18 protein-coding genes are annotated in these 17,274 nt (G+C 58.2%); 6 read left to right on the top strand and 12 right to left on the bottom strand.

The window, feature by feature from the left end:
* Window positions 1-289: 289 nt before the first annotated feature.
* The 9 genes from OOF89_RS06120 to ahaH all read right to left on the bottom strand — a co-directional run bounded on the left by OOF89_RS06120 (window position 290) and on the right by ahaH (window position 9,248).
* Window positions 290-982, bottom strand: a complete 693-nt coding sequence (locus OOF89_RS06120) for a V-type ATP synthase subunit D (protein WP_266079289.1) — start codon at window positions 980-982, stop codon at window positions 290-292.
* A gap of 151 nt (window positions 983-1,133) precedes the next feature.
* Window positions 1,134-2,546, bottom strand: coding sequence for an ATP synthase subunit B (locus OOF89_RS06115; RefSeq protein ID WP_266079287.1), 1,413 nt, complete (start codon window positions 2,544-2,546; stop codon window positions 1,134-1,136).
* Window positions 2,546-4,306, bottom strand: coding sequence for an ATP synthase subunit A (locus OOF89_RS06110; RefSeq protein WP_266079286.1), 1,761 nt, complete (start codon window positions 4,304-4,306; stop codon window positions 2,546-2,548). Before OOF89_RS06110 ends, OOF89_RS06115 begins: the two co-directional genes overlap by 1 nt.
* The gene (locus OOF89_RS06105; RefSeq protein WP_266079284.1) at window positions 4,303-4,644 is read right to left on the bottom strand and encodes a V-type ATP synthase subunit F; all 342 of its coding nucleotides are present in this window, start codon (window positions 4,642-4,644) and stop codon (window positions 4,303-4,305) included. Before OOF89_RS06105 ends, OOF89_RS06110 begins: the two co-directional genes overlap by 4 nt.
* Window positions 4,641-5,696: a V-type ATP synthase subunit C gene (locus OOF89_RS06100; protein WP_266079282.1), complete on the bottom strand. Its 1,056-nt coding sequence runs from the start codon at window positions 5,694-5,696 to the stop codon at window positions 4,641-4,643. Before OOF89_RS06100 ends, OOF89_RS06105 begins: the two co-directional genes overlap by 4 nt.
* Complete coding sequence (locus OOF89_RS06095) at window positions 5,693-6,274, bottom strand: V-type ATP synthase subunit E (protein ID WP_266079280.1); 582 nt, start codon at window positions 6,272-6,274, stop codon at window positions 5,693-5,695. The genes OOF89_RS06100 and OOF89_RS06095 overlap by 4 nt, the downstream gene beginning before the upstream one ends.
* A gap of 24 nt (window positions 6,275-6,298) precedes the next feature.
* A complete protein-coding gene (locus OOF89_RS06090) occupies window positions 6,299-6,574 on the bottom strand; it encodes a F0F1 ATP synthase subunit C (protein WP_266079278.1) in 276 nt (91 codons plus the stop codon).
* A gap of 195 nt (window positions 6,575-6,769) precedes the next feature.
* A complete protein-coding gene (locus OOF89_RS06085; RefSeq protein WP_266079276.1) occupies window positions 6,770-8,929 on the bottom strand; it encodes a V-type ATP synthase subunit I in 2,160 nt (719 codons plus the stop codon).
* Window positions 8,916-9,248, bottom strand: coding sequence for an ATP synthase archaeal subunit H (gene ahaH / locus OOF89_RS06080; RefSeq protein ID WP_266079274.1), 333 nt, complete (start codon window positions 9,246-9,248; stop codon window positions 8,916-8,918). The genes OOF89_RS06085 and ahaH overlap by 14 nt, the downstream gene beginning before the upstream one ends.
* A gap of 181 nt (window positions 9,249-9,429) precedes the next feature.
* On the opposite strand from ahaH, the gene OOF89_RS06075 reads away from it, so the two are divergent.
* Window positions 9,430-10,053 carry a methyltransferase domain-containing protein gene (locus tag OOF89_RS06075; RefSeq protein ID WP_266079272.1) on the top strand — a complete coding sequence of 208 codons (624 nt, stop codon included), beginning with the start codon at window positions 9,430-9,432 and terminating at the stop codon, window positions 10,051-10,053.
* A gap of 23 nt (window positions 10,054-10,076) precedes the next feature.
* Here the strand turns inward: OOF89_RS06075 and OOF89_RS06070 are convergent, their stop codons facing one another.
* Complete coding sequence (locus OOF89_RS06070) at window positions 10,077-10,541, bottom strand: type IV pilin (protein WP_266079270.1); 465 nt, start codon at window positions 10,539-10,541, stop codon at window positions 10,077-10,079.
* Window positions 10,542-10,568: 27 nt separating this feature from the next.
* Window positions 10,569-11,837 carry a DUF7094 domain-containing protein gene (locus OOF89_RS06065; protein ID WP_266079268.1) on the bottom strand — a complete coding sequence of 423 codons (1,269 nt, stop codon included), beginning with the start codon at window positions 11,835-11,837 and terminating at the stop codon, window positions 10,569-10,571.
* Window positions 11,838-11,991: 154 nt separating this feature from the next.
* On the opposite strand from OOF89_RS06065, the gene OOF89_RS06060 reads away from it, so the two are divergent.
* The 5 genes from OOF89_RS06060 to OOF89_RS06040 all read left to right on the top strand — a co-directional run bounded on the left by OOF89_RS06060 (window position 11,992) and on the right by OOF89_RS06040 (window position 16,653).
* Window positions 11,992-13,119, top strand: coding sequence for a helix-turn-helix transcriptional regulator (locus OOF89_RS06060; RefSeq protein ID WP_266079266.1), 1,128 nt, complete (start codon window positions 11,992-11,994; stop codon window positions 13,117-13,119).
* Window positions 13,120-13,220: 101 nt separating this feature from the next.
* Window positions 13,221-14,012, top strand: coding sequence for an electron transfer flavoprotein subunit beta/FixA family protein (locus OOF89_RS06055; protein WP_266079264.1), 792 nt, complete (start codon window positions 13,221-13,223; stop codon window positions 14,010-14,012).
* Window positions 14,009-14,962, top strand: coding sequence for an electron transfer flavoprotein subunit alpha/FixB family protein (locus OOF89_RS06050; protein WP_266079262.1), 954 nt, complete (start codon window positions 14,009-14,011; stop codon window positions 14,960-14,962). Before OOF89_RS06055 ends, OOF89_RS06050 begins: the two co-directional genes overlap by 4 nt.
* Window positions 14,963-15,045: 83 nt before the next feature.
* Complete coding sequence (locus tag OOF89_RS06045) at window positions 15,046-15,768, top strand: class I SAM-dependent DNA methyltransferase (RefSeq protein WP_266079260.1); 723 nt, start codon at window positions 15,046-15,048, stop codon at window positions 15,766-15,768.
* Between the two features lie 42 nt (window positions 15,769-15,810).
* Entirely contained in the window at window positions 15,811-16,653 is an 843-nt protein-coding gene (locus tag OOF89_RS06040) for a polyprenyl synthetase family protein (RefSeq protein ID WP_266079258.1), read from the top strand.
* A gap of 21 nt (window positions 16,654-16,674) precedes the next feature.
* Here the strand turns inward: OOF89_RS06040 and OOF89_RS06035 are convergent, their stop codons facing one another.
* Window positions 16,675-17,112, bottom strand: coding sequence for a hypothetical protein (locus tag OOF89_RS06035; RefSeq protein ID WP_266079256.1), 438 nt, complete (start codon window positions 17,110-17,112; stop codon window positions 16,675-16,677).
* Window positions 17,113-17,274: the final 162 nt, after the last annotated feature.

Below are 17,274 nucleotides of genomic sequence, written 5' to 3'. Positions count from 1 at the left end.
GGGCACCGCTCCTTGCAAAAATCTGGACCAAAAAGGACACGCTCGCTTGGGCCACGCCCTCGCTCGCATCTTTTCGACCCTTAAAACTCCTCTGCCAACGTAGTCACCGTTGCATCACCTCCGGAGATGTTGGTACTAACTCAGAACCCAACAATAGAGAGAATAGACACCAGCAACAGCGTCCCAACGTCTGCACTCGGAGCTATCCACTATTACCTGAAAAGCTGGCAATATAATTTACAGCTGTGGCTACTGGTAACAGAGAAACACAGAAGAAAATTCGTAGAGATTAGCTCGTAACCGCAACTTCGCCTTCCGCGCGTTCCGGTTCGCGGGCTTCCATCTCTTCGTCCTCCTCCTCCTCCTTCTTGGCCTTGATCTTCTTCATCCGGAAGATCTCCTCGCGCTCTTGTTCCTCGAGTTTTTGCTCGATGTAGTCCTGCGCTTCGTACAGCTCCGGCAGGAGTTTGAACTCGAGTGCGTTGACACGGCGTTTGGTCGTCTCGATTTCGGTGAGCATCTTCTTCATCGCCGTCTCGACCTCCGCGGCGAGGATGATGCTTTCGAGCAGTTCCTCGTAGGCGTCCGCCGTTTCGTCGATGCGGGCGCTCGTACCGAGCACGCCGTAGCCCCGCTCGTCGAGCGACTTCTTGACCTTCGAGGATTCGATCTGCGGAACCACGACACCCATGATGTTCTTCGACTCGGTCGTGATTTCCGGGTGTTCCTGTAGTGCCGCGGCAGCTCCACGAACCGCCACGTCACCCTCCATCGCGCGAGCCATGTTGATGGTCTGCTGTGCGCGCTGGTAATCCGCGTCGAGGCCGGATCGAACATCCTGTGCTTGGTCCAGGATGTCCATGAACTCCATGATGAGTCCGTCCCGTTTCTTCTCCAGCGTGTCGTGGCCCCGCTCGGAGAGGTCGATGCGGTCTTCGATCTGCATCAGTTCCTTCCGAGTGGGTTTGACGTCCTTGGCCATCTTGCTTGACTGTAAAAACTCGATGGGGATAATTCTTTACAGTCAGGATTCGTGGTGCCGGGGTTTCTGGAACCGAGATCGATGGCCGAACACACGCAAGACGGTGGTCTCTGCGCAAACTACGTTCGAAAAATCGGACGAAATAACTGGTTTAGTCAGCCGTGACTTCTTCGGCCTGCTCTTCCGGGTAGTACTTCTCGATGAACTCCTCGTCGATCCGGTTGAGCTCCTCTTTCGGGAGCATGCTGAGCAGGTCCCAGCCGATCGTTAGGGTCTCCTCGATGGTTCGGTTCGTCTCGAATCCCTGATCGATGAACTCCTTCTCGAACTGGTCAGCGAAGTCGAGGTACTTGTTGTCACGTTCGCTCAGCGCTTCGCGACCGACGATGTTCACGAGGTCACGGAGGTCCTCACCCTGTGCGTACGCGGCGTACATCTGGTCGGACACGCCGGAGTGGTCCTCACGGGTGAGCCCTTCGCCGATACCATCGTCCATCAGGCGCGACAGCGACGGAAGCGGGTTGATCGGCGGTTGAATGCCCTGCGAGTTCAGGTCACGGTCGATGTAAATCTGACCCTCGGTAATGTACCCGGTCAGGTCGGGAATCGGGTGCGTGTCGTCGTCGCCCGGCATCGTGAGAATCGGAATCTGCGTGACGGACCCTTCACGACCTTCGATACGACCTGCGCGCTCGTACAGCTGTGCAAGGTCGGTGTACATGTATCCGGGATAGCCACGACGGCCCGGAACCTCTTCACGTGCGGCACCGATTTCACGCAGTGCCTCACAGTAGTTGGTCATGTCCGTCAGGATAACCAGCACGTGGTAATCCTTGTCGAACGCGAGGTACTCCGCCGTGGTGAGCGCGAGACGCGGCGTGACCGTCCGCTCGACTGCGGGGTCGTCCGCGAGGTTCATGAAGACCACGGAGCGTTCCAGCGCACCGGTTCGCTCGAAGTCCTCCATGAACTCGTTTGCCTCTTCGGCGGTGATTCCCATCGCGCCGAACACAACTGCGAATTCGCTTCCGCCGTCTTCGTCGCCATCGTCCTCTTCCGGCACGCTTGCCTGTCGCGCAATCTGGAGCGCGAGTTCGTTGTGCGGAAGACCGGATGCCGAGAAGATGGGCAGTTTCTGTCCACGAACCAGCGTGTTCATGCCGTCGATAGCGGATACGCCGGTCTGGATGAACTCTTCTGGATATTCGCGGGCGTACGGGTTGATAGCTGCACCGACGATGTCACGACGCTCGTCCGGAATGATTTCCGGGCCGCCGTCGATCGGGTTGCCGGACCCGTCGAGCACGCGCCCGAGGAGTTCTTCCGTAACGGGCATCTTCATCGTCTCGCCGAGGAATCGGACCGACGACTTTCGGTCGATACCTTCGGTTCCTTCGAACACCTGAATCGAGACGAGACCATCGCTCGATTCGAGTACCTGTCCACGCAGCGTGTCGCCGTCAGGTGTCTCGATTTCGACGATTTCGTCGTATCCGATCGGCTCGTCAACCTCGGCGAACACCAGCGGACCGCTGATTTCCGTGATTGTCTGGTATTCTTTCATTAGTACTTCTCCCTGAGCTGTTGGGTGATGTTTTCTTCGACTTCGTCGATGAAGTCCTGCCACTCTTCGGCCGTTCCCATCCGGTTCAGACGCGGTGCCGCGTCGATGTCCGTGATTTCGGTGACGGGGACGCCTGCTTCGAGTGCGTCGAACGCTTCCTCGTTGAAGGTCTGGATGGCTTCGAGCATCCGGTAGGTTTTCTCCGGAGAACAGAACATGTCCACGTCGTGGAACGCGTTCTGCTGGAGCCACCCTTCTCGCAGGTAGCGCGCGACTTCGAGCGTAAGCTGCTGGTCTTCCGGAAGCGCGTCCTTACCGACGAGCTGAACGATTTCCTGCAGTTCGTCCTCCTCGTCCAGCACGTCAACCGCCCACTGGCGCTTCTCCGGGAAGTCCGGCTCGACGTTCTGCTCGTACCACGGGTCGAGTTGGTCCTTGTACAGCGAGTAGGACTCGTTCCAGTTGATGGACGGGAAGTGCCGCCGTTCGGCGAGGTCCGCATCCAGTGCCCAGAACGTCTTCACGATACGCAGGGTGTTCTGCGTAACCGGCTCGGAGAAGTCGCCGCCGGGTGGCGACACTGCACCGATGACCGACACCGAACCCTCCGTACCGTTGATATTCTCGAACTTGCCTGCTCGCTCGTAGAACTCGGCGAGACGGGCGGCGAGGTACGCCGGATAGCCCTCTTCGCCGGGCATCTCCTCGAGACGCGAGGAAATCTCACGCATCGCCTCAGCCCACCGTGAGGTGGAGTCGGCCATGAGCGCAACGTCGTATCCCATGTCACGGTAGTACTCCGCGATGGTGATTCCCGTGTAAATACACGACTCACGTGCGGCCACGGGCATGTTCGAGGTGTTCGCGATGAGGCACGTCCGCGACATCAGCGGTTTGCCAGTTCGTGGGTCCTCGAGTTCCGGGAAGTCCTCGATAACTTCCGTCATCTCGTTTCCGCGCTCACCACAACCGACGTAGACGACGATGTCCGCGTCCGCCCACTTCGCGAGCGAGTGCTGGGTCACCGTCTTTCCGGATCCGAACGGTCCAGGAATCGCGGCCGTCCCGCCCTTCGCGATAGGGAACAGGCCGTCGAGGATACGCTGACCGGACACGAGCGGCGTCCGTGGCGTCTGTTTGTCGACGGATGGGCGCGGTTCACGAACTGGCCACTCCTGTTGCATCTGGATTTCTTCACCGTTGTCGAGTTCGACGACGGTGTCAGTGACGGCGTAGTCGCCATCTTCGATGGAGACGACTTCCCCACCCTCGTAGTCCGGCGGGACCATCACTTTGTGGTCGATGCTTTCGGTTTCGGGGACGATTCCGACGACGTCGCCGGGTTCGACCACGTCACCTTCCACTACTTCGGGGTTGAACTCCCAGGCCTTCTCCTGGTCGATACCGGGTGCGTCGACACCACGGTCGAGGAACGCGCCCATCTTGTCTTCGAGCACGTCGAGCGGGCGCTGAACTCCGTCGTAGATGGAGTACAGCATTCCCGGTCCGAGGTCCACTGAAAGCGGTTCGCCCGTGTTCTCGACGGGTTCTCCGGGTGCGACGTTCGAGGTTTCTTCGTACACCTGAATCGTCGTTTTGTTTCCTTCGATTTCGATAACCTCGCCCATGAGCCCTTCTTCCCCGACGTACACAACGTCGTTCATCCGGGCACCGAGGTCCGTGGCGGTCACGACCGGACCACTCACGCTCTCAATGACGCCGTCCTCACGGACGACGTCGCTGTCTGTTGCCTGGCTCATTCGTTATCACCTTGTTCGTCTTCTTCCATAAGGTCGATACCGATTGCGCGCTTGATTTTGTCGCGGAGACCGCCGCTTCCCGCGCCACCACCCAGCGTCACAAGGGTGGGTTCCACGCTCGTCTCGACGTCGTTTCTGACGTTTCGAGAGAGGTGTGTAAGGTCGTCGTCGTGCATCACGATGATGCCCACGTCGTCGTCGTTCAGTGTTCGAGAAACAGCGTCGTCCAACTCCGCGTCCTTTTCGTCGTCCGGGACGTTCGCAAACTTCCGGACTCCTGCGAGTCGGAAGCCAGTCGTGAAGTCCGGACTTCCGATGACAGCGATTTCCTGGCTCATAGTATCACCAGCTCGTCTTCGATTTCGTCCTCGGACAATCCTGCTTCGCGTCCGCGTGCGATGGCACGAATGTTGTCCACCTCACGCTGTTTTGCGAGTACGTATGCGAGCACCGGACACACCGACAGCGGGAACACGTGCGAGAGATGGTCGGAGTACTCGAGCAGTGCCGCGTCGAGGGCATGTTCGAATCCGATGAGACTGTCGGCTCGGTCCAGTTCGTCGAGCGCCTCGTCGAGGTCGCTTCCGTACGTGCTGTCGCGAATCTGGGTGATCAGTTCGTCCGTGTTTCCGGCGAGCTGTGACAGCTCCGCGGCTTTGAACAGTCGCCCACCCGAAATGAAATACTCCGAGGGGTCGATGTCCGCGCCACTTCGACTGATTCGAAGGGCGTTTCGGATGTTTCGGAAGTCGATTTCCGCTTGCAAAAACTCGACGTACAGTTGGGTCGCACGGTTTTCCGTCTCGGTAACGCCTTCCATCAACCCTTCGTAGTACGCGCGATCGACCGCGTTCTCCAGCGGAATCAGCAGTCCGCTGGTCTCGTAGTCTTCGTACGCGGCGTCGAGGTGATCGCCGAAAATCGTCCCGTTCAGCATCTCGACGACGTCTTCGATGGCGCTTGCGTCGGCCAACCGATCGAGGAACGACCGGTCGAACTCGCCCGCGTGAATCAGGTCATCATGAACCGACTGACTGTCGGCATCGGCGTAGATGCCCCGAAGAACCGTCTTGACGTTCCACGAATCGAACTTTCGCAGGTACCGCGCGATAAGCGTGTACAGTTTCCCGCCGGACCAATCCAGCAGGTCGTCGAAGTTCTTCGCGAGGTTGCGGTTCAGTGCGTACTCCACGAGGTCGACACCGTCGTAGCGTGCACCGAGCGCATTGACTTCCGATTCGTACTCGGTTTCCTCCATGTAGCGGGCGATTTCACTCGGCCCCATTCGGAGGAGCTTCCGATAATCCTCGTCGTCGAACAGCGCGGCTCGTCGTGCCCGAACGCGGGCGTTGACGTACTCGTAGTTCGATGTTCCGTCTGCCGAACTCATTGCTCGAACAGTCGCGAACTGATTTCTTGGAGGTTGTCCTCCCACACGTCTTCGAGCACCGAATCGAACGTGTTGTTCACGCGAACGCGGGATGCCTCACTCTCGGCGACGACGCCGCCGAGGCAGTCGTACTCACCCACGTATTCGAAGCCGTCGTAGTCCGCGACGATGTCGGTGAGCAGTCCCTCGTCGTCGGCTCGCCCGTACACGCGTACGGAGTCGCCCGACTCGAACTCCTCGGCCGCCGCGTCGAGCAGCGTGCGCGTCAGTTCTTTGCGGTCGTCACCACTCAGCGTGGCGATTCGCTCTTCCACGTCGGAACGAACGTCCTGCAGTACGTCCCGGCGGGCTTCCAGTCGCTTCTGCTTGGCTTCGAGTTTCGCGCTGGAGAGCTTCTGCTCTCGTTCGCGCCCGATTTGGGTCTCGATTTCGCGCTCTTTCGCCGCGAGAATCTCCTCGGCGTCCGACTCCGCCTCGGCGATTATCTCGTCCGCGCGGGTTTGTCCTTCCGAACGGATTCGTTCCGCACGCTCGCGGGCCTCGTTTCTAATATCCTCAACTACCGTTTCCAGGCTCATTTATAAGAGGGAAAGTGTGTGTGTTTAGACCACGAACACAACGACGAGCGCCAGAATGACGAGCGTCTCCGGCAGAACCGTCAGGATGAGTCCCGTACCGAACAGGTCCTGGTCTTCCGTGACAGCGCCGACTGCTGCGGCACCGATACCACGTTCCGCGTATCCTGCGCCGAGGGCAGCGAAACCGACTGCGAGTGCTGCGGCGGCTTTTGGTGGAATGGCAGAAGCGGCTCCTTGGGATGCGCCATCCTGTGCAAGCAGTACAGCTGCGTCGACGAATGCGAGTATGAATTCGAACATTGGTTTAGTCCTTTGTGGCTCTATAGCCTAACGAGTCGTATTTCGAGTCACTGGATTCTTAAAACTTCCCAAAGCGTTTCGTCCGATTCGCTCGTACTCGCGGCTTCTACCTGCTAAATCATGGTAGCAAATGCCAGTGTCGAGGGGTGACCGAGGCCAAGTCGGTCGTGAAAAAGTGAAAACGAAGTTCCGCGTTCAGTCTTGCGTCGTGTGCGTCCGATCGTAGCCGAACGGTTCGTACTCCTCGCCGCCGCCTTGGTAGAACTTGCCGAAGAACTCGACGTATTCGAGACGCACCGCCTGCAGACCCGCACTCGTGACACCGAGTGCCAGCACCAGCAGGTGCCCCACGACGAGGATGAGGAGGCCGACCAGAACGCCCGCGATGCCCGAGTGCATCAGGCCGGAGAAGATGATTTCGGCTCCCTCGTAGTGACTGTTCACGTAGCTTGGGCCGTACGAGAGCATGAAGTGCCATTCTCCGTGGTGCTCGTACGCGCCGAAGAACAGCAGGTTGATGACGAACGCCATTCCGGCCTTCGCCAGCAACACCGCGGCGATACGAGTGTAGGAGATGACGTCCGACAGCGATTTCAGGCTCTCCAGCGCGCCGATGAGTGCGCCGGGGCCGCCCATGTGGGAAACCTCACCGGCAATCATCAGCACGAGGCCGACTGCGGCGACGACGAGCGCCACCGTTCCGACGCCGGCCGGGAAGCCACCGAAGCCGAGCGCGAACGGCTCACCGTTGAACACCGTAAACAGGAACTCCGGCTTCGGACCGAGGAGCTGCTTGCTGAAAATCCAGACCCAGACGCCGACCATCAGGAGGATCCACGACCCCTTGTGGAGCACGGCATCCTTGACGCCGTGTGAGAGTTCCTCGAAGAATCCGAACAGGTAGCCGAGCGTGAGGTGTGCCAGTCCGACGAGCAGGCTCAGCACGAGCCACGTGCTCGCGAACTCGGCTTCGACGGGCTGGAGACCCTTCTTGATCGGCGGTCCGGCGTGGCCGTAAATCGCCTCGCCGAGGATGTGCAAGCCGAAGATTTCGCCGTACAGGACGCCGAAAATCGCGGTGAACAGCCCGGCCCACAGCGCGATGCCACCGAGACTCTTCAGCGCGAGGCTGTCCGTCTTCGAGTAGATCGCGTATCCGATCGCGAGGTACATCAACCCGTATCCGAGGTCACCGATCATGAACCCGAAGAATATCGGGAACGTGAGGAACAGGATGACTGACGGGTCGAACTCGAAGTATCGGGGTCGGTTGATCGTTTCGACCAGGATTTCGAACGGTTTGACCGGTCCGGGGTTGTCCTGCACGACCGGTGGCTGTTCGTCATCGTCGACGATGTGGCCACCGTCGGTCGTGGCGACTTCTTCCGCCTCTTCGGTCAGGGTGTGTTCGTGCCCTTCCTCGTAGTCGGCGCGGCGGAGTTCGTCCACTTCGGCATGCTCGCCGACCGTTTCGTTGAGGCTGCGTTCGAGTCGGTCGTACTCCTCGGTCGGTATCCACCCTTCGGCGACGAAGGCGTTCTCCGTGGTCGCGAACTGAAGTGGTGCTTCCGCCTTCTGCACTTCGATGGTCAGCTTCTCCTCGGCCGCGAGGAGGAAGCCGGTCGCATCGAGTTTCACGTCGTGCAGTTCGTTTTTGACGCCGTCGAGCTTCGACTCGAGCTTTTGTCGCTCGTGTTTGAGCTCCTTGATGTACTCCTCGGGACTGCCCCGGGCATCCGGTACCTCGTACGATGCGAAATCGACACCGACCAAGGCGTCGTCCAGCACGTCCTCGTCCGCGTGGTCCGCGGGATACGCGAAGACGGCGACCGTCCGCCCCTCGGTGAACAGCTCGAACTCCCGAATCTCGTCCGATTCGGCCAACGCCTGCTCGATTTCGTCCGTATTTCCTTCACCGACCGCGACGTGTAGGTTGTCGTAACCCGACAGCAAATCGAGGTCGATGCCGAGTTCCGCGAACGGTTTCATCGAGTCGATGCGGTCTTCGACGGTCCGAAGTTCCTCTTGGAGTCCGTTTCGCTTGTCGTCGAGCGTGTTGACTTGTGCGCGGATGTCCTCCAGTTCGCTGTTCAGCGCTTCGTCGGTGACGATTCGCTGTGGTCCCGCATCCTCGTCGTCCACGTCGAGAATGCTCTCGATGGAGCGAACCGTGACGAGCTTATCGGACGCCTCGTTTGCGCCATCAACCGGGTTACCGGGGTCGAACCCTTTCCACGATCCGTCGTAGTTCGACAGATGAACGAGGTTCAGTTCGTGAATCGTCTCGATAACGTCGGACATGACGGTCCGTGACCCGGTCACCGAGACCTTGCTCATTTGCTCAGGTCTGAGCATGCACCGCCTCCTTGAACCGGTCGAGGACGAACTCTATCGTATCCTCGACGTTGCCTTCAGCTCGTCCTTCGAGTTGCTCGCGTTCCTTTTCACCTTCGGCGAGCAGTTTCTCGCGCTCGGCTTCGATTTCCTCGCGCGCTTCCGCCAATCGTTTCTCCTCCAATTCTCTGGCCTCTTCCTCGGCTTCCGCGCGGAGTTCCTCCGCGGTCTCGCGCGCCTCCGAAATCCGCTGTTCGCGATCTTCTTTGGCTTCCGCGACGATGTCGTCAGCCTCGTTTTCGGCCTCCGTTATTCGTTCGAGAACCTCTGGCCTCGGCATATGCTGTAATCACGCGAAAGGTTGCGCTAGCGGCTATAAACTACTTGCGGAACCGCCACGCGACCGTTTACGACGGTCGAGAGGCAAGGACGCCGCGATTCGCGCCGTCTTGCCCGTTTCCCTGTAAAAACTGGGTGTGAAAGGTGGGGATTCATGACAGCACGGTCCCAAGCGCCCGCTAATGGGTATCCTCGAAAATAAACGGCGAGCACGAATCTTCTATAAGTATCTCTCGAAGGTGTACGACACCGTCAATCCGTTCATCTGGAACGAGGAGATGCGAACCGAGGCGCTGTCGATGCTCGATATCGACGACGACGACCGCGTGCTCGATGTCGGCTGTGGGACTGGCTTCGGAACCGAGGGGCTGCTCGAACGGACCGATAACGTTCACGGGCTCGACCAGAGCGTTCACCAACTACAGAAAGCGTGGGCAAAAATCGGCAAATACGACCCCGTCAGCTTCTACCGCGGCGACGCCGAGCGACTGCCGTTCAAAAACGACTCCTTCGACGTGGTTTGGTCGTCCGGTTCTATCGAATATTGGCCGGACCCGGTCGAAACGCTTCGAGACATGCGCCGTGTGACGAAACCGGGCGGACAGGTGCTCGTTGTCGGACCGAACTACCCCCGGACGGGTGTCATGCAAAAAGTCGCGGACGCAATCATGCTCTTTTACGACCGTGAAGAGGCAGACCGAATGTTCCGCGAAGCTGGCTACGAAGACATCCGCCACAGGGAGATGGGTCCACAGTACGATCCGGATATCGCCATCACGACGGTCGCGCGTGTCCCGGACAACTGAACATCCGTCTACTCACTCGTCGTCTACGTAGCTGTCGTCTCTACTTCTACGACGATCGTTTTTCTCACGGCTATTTGAACGACAATTTCATCCCCGGCCTCGAACAGTGGTGCATTCGTCCCTGCCACTTCGAAACTCGCCGTCTCGCCCGGGCTCCACGTTTCATTTGTTGCGCTGTTGAACGGTCCGGTCGGACCGGATCGGAACCCCTTCGCCGAAAAGAACGGGACCGGCGGCTGGTGTTCGAGCGGTGTCCCGTTTACGCGAATACGAATAGAGAGAGTTTGGACCGTGAGCGAGTCGCCAGCCTGATGAACGAACGTCAGGCGGTCAGCAGCAGCATCGGCGGACACGTCGATTGCGACCCGTGTTGGCTCTCGAAACGACGTCGATTGGACTGTAACTGCGCCAATTGTACCTGCGAGAACGAGCGTAACGACGAGTAACAGAACTGTTGCAACGACAGGAGAGAGGGCGCGATTCGACACGACACCAGATGGCCCCGTCTCGGTATTTCAACGTTCGGATGGGATGGGTATCGATTGTGGCGGCCCAGTTGTCGTATTCGACCGAGCCAATCCGTACGGAGTGAAGGTTGCATTGACCGTCGTCGATTCGTAGCGTGCAGAAACGGTCACTGTCCGTCTTGGGGCGATCGTCCAGAGCACTCCATCGCTTCCGGCAGTTCCGATTTCGGTTTCTCCGATCGATATTTGACCGGTAACGGGTTTTCCGTTACCGTCGGTCACGTTGACTCGGAGCGGTCCACCGACGTACGTTCGGTTGACGGTGAGTTCGAGATTTGCCGTTTCGTTTCGAATGGGGTGCCCGTATGGAATGTGGGTAGCTCCGGTAAGGGATTTGAACTGTGTCTCCCTGAATATTTTCTCCGTTCTCCCATCGAGAACTGTCTTGATTACCCCATGCTCATGCGGCAGGGTCGTCATGAATATCCCTGTCCCATATCTGGAGTTCGTACTCAGTTCGCCATTGCTGTGATTCTTCGCCCACGGGTACTGTTTTGCGGTGATGTTCTGCGCCTTTTGACCTAGCAACTGGTTCGTCCCATTCGTGTCCTTGTTTTTACCAAGATACGCTTCTCGAACGTACTGATTTCCGTGTACCGTCGAGAGAGCGACGCCAGTTTTCGTCGTCGCTACGTAGATCATCCGTGGCTCCGACTCTCCCCGATATTGGTTGACGGCATACTGTCGAACCTTCCCCTGTAACGGAATGAGATTCCCCCGAAGTGTCCACACTTCCGGTGTAAATCGTGGAACGTTGCTCCCGCGAGCCTTCATGTGGGCTATCGACTGGTCGATGTTCTCCGCTCTCGCATGGAGGACTGCGAGCCGTCTGACGTACTCCGAACCTGACAATCTCCCATCGTTGAATTTCTTCCGGATATTTCGCTCCGTGTATTTCAACGACGAAAGTTGTGATCCGATTTCGTATCGATATCGTCGAAGCGCTTGTTCTTTGACCTGGTTATTTTCCGCATTTGATAGCCTCTCGTTGAGTATGTACATCCGCTTCTGTGTCCGTACCTCGTTCCTGTCCATCTCCAGGCTGGCACTGAGGCTCATCGACGCCATACTGGTTTCAGCGCGGTTCGGGGTTCCAAGGCTCAACTGCGATGTCGTATTGTTGAACCCCGGTGGCTCTACTATCTCTTCTACGTCCGTTTCCGCGGACATCGATGTCGTGGACCCAGTTTCGAAGGCAACTGCGGGAGGGGCGAGGGCGAGGAGAACCGCCAATACGACGGGAAGAACCCGGGTCATGTGAATGCTGTACGCACGTCCTCGTTAAAATACATACGGGATTCCGAGGCAGTTGTTTGAATAGGCAAACGAGCGAGAAATCATTCAGATCTGCCACTGATGTTTTATCGCGTGGATGGAAAGTATTTTCTTTCCCGATTTACCACACAAGGGTATGCGGTCACATTCCGCCCTCCTCGTGGTCTTCCTTACCCTCCTCGTCGTGGGTTCCGCGGTTGTTGCAGGTGACACGCGGCAGGCGTCCTCGGCTGTCGTCGGTGATTCGCCCGGCGTCGAGAGCGCCGCTGTGAACCCGTCTGCAGCGAACGAAACGGCAAACGGAACGACGATTCGTATCACACCACAGCCTGACGGTGACGCTCGGTGGAATGTTTCGATGGTGTTCACGACGCAAAACGAGAACGAAACAGCGGCGTTCAAAGAGCTCGGGAGGGATTTCGAAAACAGCGGCGGGGCCATCGGTCCCTCCAAAGACGTGTTCATTCGAATCGCTCGGAAGGTGGAATCGGAGACGGGCCGCGAGATGAAAATTCTCGATTCGGAACGGAAATACACGCCCGGGAACACGACTCACACGCTGTCGCTCACGTTCGTCTGGACGAATTTCACGCAGGTCAAGGGTGACAAAATAATTCTCGGTGATGCGTTTTTACTCGATGACGGCACATCGACGTGGCTCGGTTCGCTCACTGCCGACCAGCGACTGATCATCGAAGGGCCGACCGGCTATCGAATCCAGAACTCACCAAACTTCGGTCACAGCAACGCGACGATAACGATAGAGGGGCCGAAGGCGCTAAATACCGATACCGAAAGAATCGACGTCACATACACGAAAACGGGAGGCAACGGTCCGAAATCGATCCTCTCAGCGACGAACGTCTTCCTCTTGTTGCTCGTCGTTAGCACTGGGGCTGTGGGAGTGTACGTCTTGATGCAACGGCGCGAGGATAAATCGGTAGACGACCCCCGACAAGAACCGCCCGTTGCAGCGGAGGAAGCGGACTCGGCTTCCGCTATCGGGGACGGTTCTGCGTCGGAGAACGACGAACCCAACGTCGAACTGCTGTCGGACGAGGAACGCGTCGAACACCTGCTGAAACGGAACGGTGGGCGAATGAAACAGGCGAAAATAGTCACTGAAACGAATTGGTCGAACGCTAAGGTGTCACAGCTTCTCTCGGCGATGGACAAGGAAAACCGGGTGGATAAACTTCGAATCGGCCGCGAGAACCTCATTACGCTCCCCGATGAGGATATCGTCGATTTCGACGACGAATAACTCCACGACCCGACGAAACGAGTAAGATAATCGATTAGTACTGTTCGTGCATTGTCGACTGTTTCGAAAACGTTTACCCCCTACCCGGAAAGGAATTGATTATGAAGGTCCTTGTAACCGTCAAAGAAGTCGCCGAACTCGCGGATGACTTCGAAGTCGAGGGAACCGAGGTTGACGACCGATACCTCGAATACGACCTCAACGAGTGGGACGATTACGCCGTCGAAGAAGGCGTTCAACTGAACGAAGCAGGTGTGGCCGACGAAGTCGTCACCGTCACCATCGGTCCCGAGCGTGCCGAAGAAACGATTCGAATGGCGCTCGCAAAAGGTGCGGACCGTTCGATTCGCGTCTGGGACGAATCGTTCGAGGACGTTGACCTGCTCGACACCGAAACGAAGGTTCAGATCCTCTCCGCCGTCGTTGCTGAGGAAGAACCCGATCTCGTGTTGACTGGTGTGCAGGCGGGCGACGATGCATTCGGCGCAACCGGAGTTGCACTCGCCGACGATATCGATTTCGAATGGGCTGCAGTCGTAAATGACCTCGACATGGACGCCGACGCCGGTGTCGCACACGTCCACCGCGAACTGGAGGGTGGTGTCGAGGAACTGACCGACGTGGAGCTTCCTGCGGTGCTCACGATTCAGACAGGTATCAACGAACCACGATACGCAAGTCTGCGTGGTATCCGACAGGCCCAATCCAAAGAAATCGCACCCAAAACGCTCACCGACCTCGGTCTCGATGCCGACGCGGTGCAGAGCGACCTGACGCTGACCAATATGTACGAACCCGAGAGCGAGAGTGACGCAGAAATCTTCGAGGGTAGCGCCGACGAAACCGCCGGGAAACTGGCTGAAGTGCTTCGCGAGAAGGGGGTGGCAGAATGAGCGACGTGCTTGCCATCACGGAACATCGACGTGGTGAACTCCGCGACGAGAGCTTCGAAGTCATCTCTGCAGGCCGTGAACTCGCCGACGATGCCGGTGGCGATCTTCATCTCGCAGTCATCAGCGGCGACGTGGATTCATTTGCCGATAGCCTGAATCGAGAGGGTGTAGATACCATCCACACCGTCGAAAACGGCGAGGAATTCAACCACGACGTCTACGTGCAGGCCATCGAAGCACTGTACAACGACCTCGCGCCGGCGTTCGTCCTCATGCCGAACAGCGTAAACGGACTAGATTACGCGCCCGCAGTCGCCAACCGACTGGACCTGCCGCTCGTAACGGACGCCATCGGCTTCGAGTACGACGGAACGCTCACAGCGACCCGCGAGATGTACGGTTCGAAAGTCGAGACGACCGTGGAGGTCGAGGGAGACCAGTTCGCCATCACGACTCGTGGTGCGGAATGGCCGACGGCCGAAGGTGTCGGTGATGCCGAGGTCTCCGCGTTCGATTTCGACGTTGATGAAGCAGCAGTTCGCTCGACCGTCACTGGTTTCGAGGAGGTCGGCAGTGGCGACGTGGATATCAGCGAAGCCGAGTTCATCGTCAGTATCGGTCGCGGTATCGAGGAGGAGGACAACCTCCCGCTCATCGAAGACCTCGTGGAGGCAACTGGCGCGACCCTCGCATCCTCGCGTCCGATCGTGGACAACGGCTGGCTCCCCAAGAACCGTCAGGTCGGTCAGTCGGGCGCGCAGGTCACGCCACAAGTGTATCTCGCAATCGGTATCTCCGGCGCGGTGCAGCACGTTGCCGGAATGAAAGGTGCGGACACCATCATCGCCATCAACACCGACCCGAACGCACCTATCTTCGACATCGCGGATTACGGAATCGTCGGCGACCTGTTCGAAGTCGTCCCTGAACTCACCGAGCAGTTCAGCTAGGATCGCTCGGTTCGTATTTTCACCCGAACGACGAGCGTAGTTCAATTAGCGACCTTTTTGACGGTTCTCGCCGAGTGCAGATTATGAGCGACGACGGAGACCTGCCGCTGGCCCTCGACGCATACGAGCAGTTGGCAGACAGCTATGCCGAGCGTGCGCCGACGAAACCGTTCAACGCTGATCTCGAACGCCCGACAACGCAGGGCTTGTTGCCGGATGTATCGGGCATGAACGTACTGGATGCGGGATGTGGCCCGGGCATTACGACCGAACACCTGCTAAACGAAGGCGCGGAAGTAACCGGTATCGACGCGAGTAAGGCGATGCTCTCTCATTCCCGCGAACGAGTACCGAACGCGGACTTTTTGCGGTGTGATTTCGGCAAGGAACTTCCCTTCGAATCGGAGCGATTCGACCTCGTCTACAGTTCGCTGGCGTTCGATTACGTCGAAGATTGGAAATCACTTTTCTCGGAACTCGCCCGGGTACTTCGTGCTGACGGCGTTCTCGTCTTCTCGTCCGGTCACCCCATCGCGGATTACTTCTATTTTGACCCGGAGAACTACTTCGAGACGGAAGTCGTGAGCGCGGTTTGGGCTGGTTTCGGCGACCCGGTGGAGGTTCCGACGTACCGCCGACCGCTCGCCGCGATACTGAACCCTCTCCTCGAATCTGGGTTTCGACTCGACCGCATCGAGGAATCCCAACCGACCGAGACGTTTCGAGAGAAAGACCCGGAAACGTTCGCCCGCGTTTCACGGGAGCCGACGTTTTTGTCGGTGCGCGCAGTGATGACAGCAAACTGAACCCGTCACGTATTTGCGTGCCCCGTCCTGAAGCACAGATGAATGGAGTACCTGATGGCCCGCAGGACGCTCGTCGAAGACCGGTTGGAGGAAGTCGTCGAGCGGGTCGAGCCACGCGAACTGTCGGAGCGATTGGCACATACTGCGCTCTCGGGTGGAAAGCGTGTTCGACCGACGGTGGCCATGTTGGTTTGCGAAGCGGCGGGTGGTGATGCCAAAGACGCCGTGGATTTCGGCGTTGGTATCGAACTCGTTCACGATGCGTCGCTGGTGGTGGACGACATCATCGACCGTTCGGACGTACGTCGAGGGACGCCAAGCGCGTGGGCGGAATACGGCTACGGCCCGGCCATCATTGCCAGCGACGGAATGCTTGGCGAGGCGTTCGAACTGTTTTCCTCACAGCCTCGAGCAATGGAAGTCGTCGCCGAATCGATGATCGAACTCGGGATGGGCGAAGCATCGGAACTCGTCGATTTGCCGTCGAATCAGTCCGAATACATGGAACTCGCACGGCGGAAGACGGGCGCCCTGTTCCGCGCCGCCGCCGAACTCGGTGCGATTGCCGCGGAGGCCGACCCGGAAACGGTCGATGCGTTCGGGGAGTACGCGGAGCGCGTCGGCATCGCGTTCCAGATTCGGGACGATGTCTTGGACGAGACAGCCGACCCCGACGACCTCGGAAAGCCGACGGGACAGGACGAGGAAATCGGCCGCCCATCCATCGTGCAGGTCACTGACCTCAGTGCGGACGAAGCCAACGAACTGGCCCACGAGCAGTCCGATGCGGCACTCGCCGCGCTCGGCCGCGTCGATGCCCCGGACTCGGCGGCATTGGACTACCTACGTGATTTTGCGGAGTTCGTCGCTACGCGCGAACACTGATTTCCGGCTCTCGAGCCGCGATTACAGTTTTCTGGATATTGTCATTCCGAGGAGAAGAAGGATTTTGGCGACGATGTTGGCGAGTGCGAACATAATCCCGTGAACCGGGTGAATCGAGAAGAGAACCAGATACAGACCATAGACTCCGATAATCATCGTGGTCCGGTAGGTAAACGTCCGTCCGAGTTGTTTGAATCGCTCTCGGGTGTAGTGGAGATAGTTCACTCCACCTCCGAGAAGGACGCCGAGAAACACCGCAACCCAAATTATGACCGCATTTGCTTTCTGCGAACTGTCAAATGATGTGATTCCGAGCGAATCAGTGAGATTCAACAGTAAGATGTAGAGTACGATTTGAAGCCCTATCTGCCATAACCCGCCGAAAAATCCTCGTACAGTCGAAGAGTCTTCCCAATCGTCGGAAAATCGACTAAACCATCGCTCGGAAAGACTTGCCATTGCTCCAATTACTTCTACAAACTATTTGATTTCGATGGCTTCCCGACTCGCAATTGGTTCCTCGAATTTTCACATCCTTCAGGAAGCGCGATGCGGACAGTTCGCGCGCCTTGCGCGAACTGTCCGTATGCCCGGGGAGGTCGGGGGACGCCAAGGGCGAGT

This window comes from Haladaptatus caseinilyticus (genome assembly GCF_026248685.1).
Classification (GTDB): Archaea; Halobacteriota; Halobacteria; order Halobacteriales; family Haladaptataceae; genus Haladaptatus; species Haladaptatus caseinilyticus.
This window is presented reverse-complemented; position numbering and strand designations above follow the sequence as displayed.

Coding starts and splice junctions, on each gene's coding strand:
- OOF89_RS06120 (WP_266079289.1), bottom strand. CDS start 982: ATGGCCAAGGACGTCAAACCCACTCGGAAGGAACTGATGCAGATCGAA.
- OOF89_RS06115 (WP_266079287.1), bottom strand. CDS start 2,546: ATGAAAGAATACCAGACAATCACGGAAATCAGCGGTCCGCTGGTGTTC.
- OOF89_RS06110 (WP_266079286.1), bottom strand. CDS start 4,306: ATGAGCCAGGCAACAGACAGCGACGTCGTCCGTGAGGACGGCGTCATT.
- OOF89_RS06105 (WP_266079284.1), bottom strand. CDS start 4,644: ATGAGCCAGGAAATCGCTGTCATCGGAAGTCCGGACTTCACGACTGGC.
- OOF89_RS06100 (WP_266079282.1), bottom strand. CDS start 5,696: ATGAGTTCGGCAGACGGAACATCGAACTACGAGTACGTCAACGCCCGC.
- OOF89_RS06095 (WP_266079280.1), bottom strand. CDS start 6,274: ATGAGCCTGGAAACGGTAGTTGAGGATATTAGAAACGAGGCCCGCGAG.
- OOF89_RS06090 (WP_266079278.1), bottom strand. CDS start 6,574: ATGTTCGAATTCATACTCGCATTCGTCGACGCAGCTGTACTGCTTGCA.
- OOF89_RS06085 (WP_266079276.1), bottom strand. CDS start 8,929: ATGCTCAGACCTGAGCAAATGAGCAAGGTCTCGGTGACCGGGTCACGG.
- ahaH (WP_266079274.1), bottom strand. CDS start 9,248: ATGCCGAGGCCAGAGGTTCTCGAACGAATAACGGAGGCCGAAAACGAG.
- OOF89_RS06075 (WP_266079272.1), top strand. CDS start 9,430: ATGGGTATCCTCGAAAATAAACGGCGAGCACGAATCTTCTATAAGTAT.
- OOF89_RS06065 (WP_266079268.1), bottom strand. CDS start 11,837: ATGACCCGGGTTCTTCCCGTCGTATTGGCGGTTCTCCTCGCCCTCGCC.
- OOF89_RS06060 (WP_266079266.1), top strand. CDS start 11,992: ATGCGGTCACATTCCGCCCTCCTCGTGGTCTTCCTTACCCTCCTCGTC.
- OOF89_RS06055 (WP_266079264.1), top strand. CDS start 13,221: ATGAAGGTCCTTGTAACCGTCAAAGAAGTCGCCGAACTCGCGGATGAC.
- OOF89_RS06050 (WP_266079262.1), top strand. CDS start 14,009: ATGAGCGACGTGCTTGCCATCACGGAACATCGACGTGGTGAACTCCGC.
- OOF89_RS06045 (WP_266079260.1), top strand. CDS start 15,046: ATGAGCGACGACGGAGACCTGCCGCTGGCCCTCGACGCATACGAGCAG.
- OOF89_RS06040 (WP_266079258.1), top strand. CDS start 15,811: ATGGAGTACCTGATGGCCCGCAGGACGCTCGTCGAAGACCGGTTGGAG.
- OOF89_RS06035 (WP_266079256.1), bottom strand. CDS start 17,112: ATGGCAAGTCTTTCCGAGCGATGGTTTAGTCGATTTTCCGACGATTGG.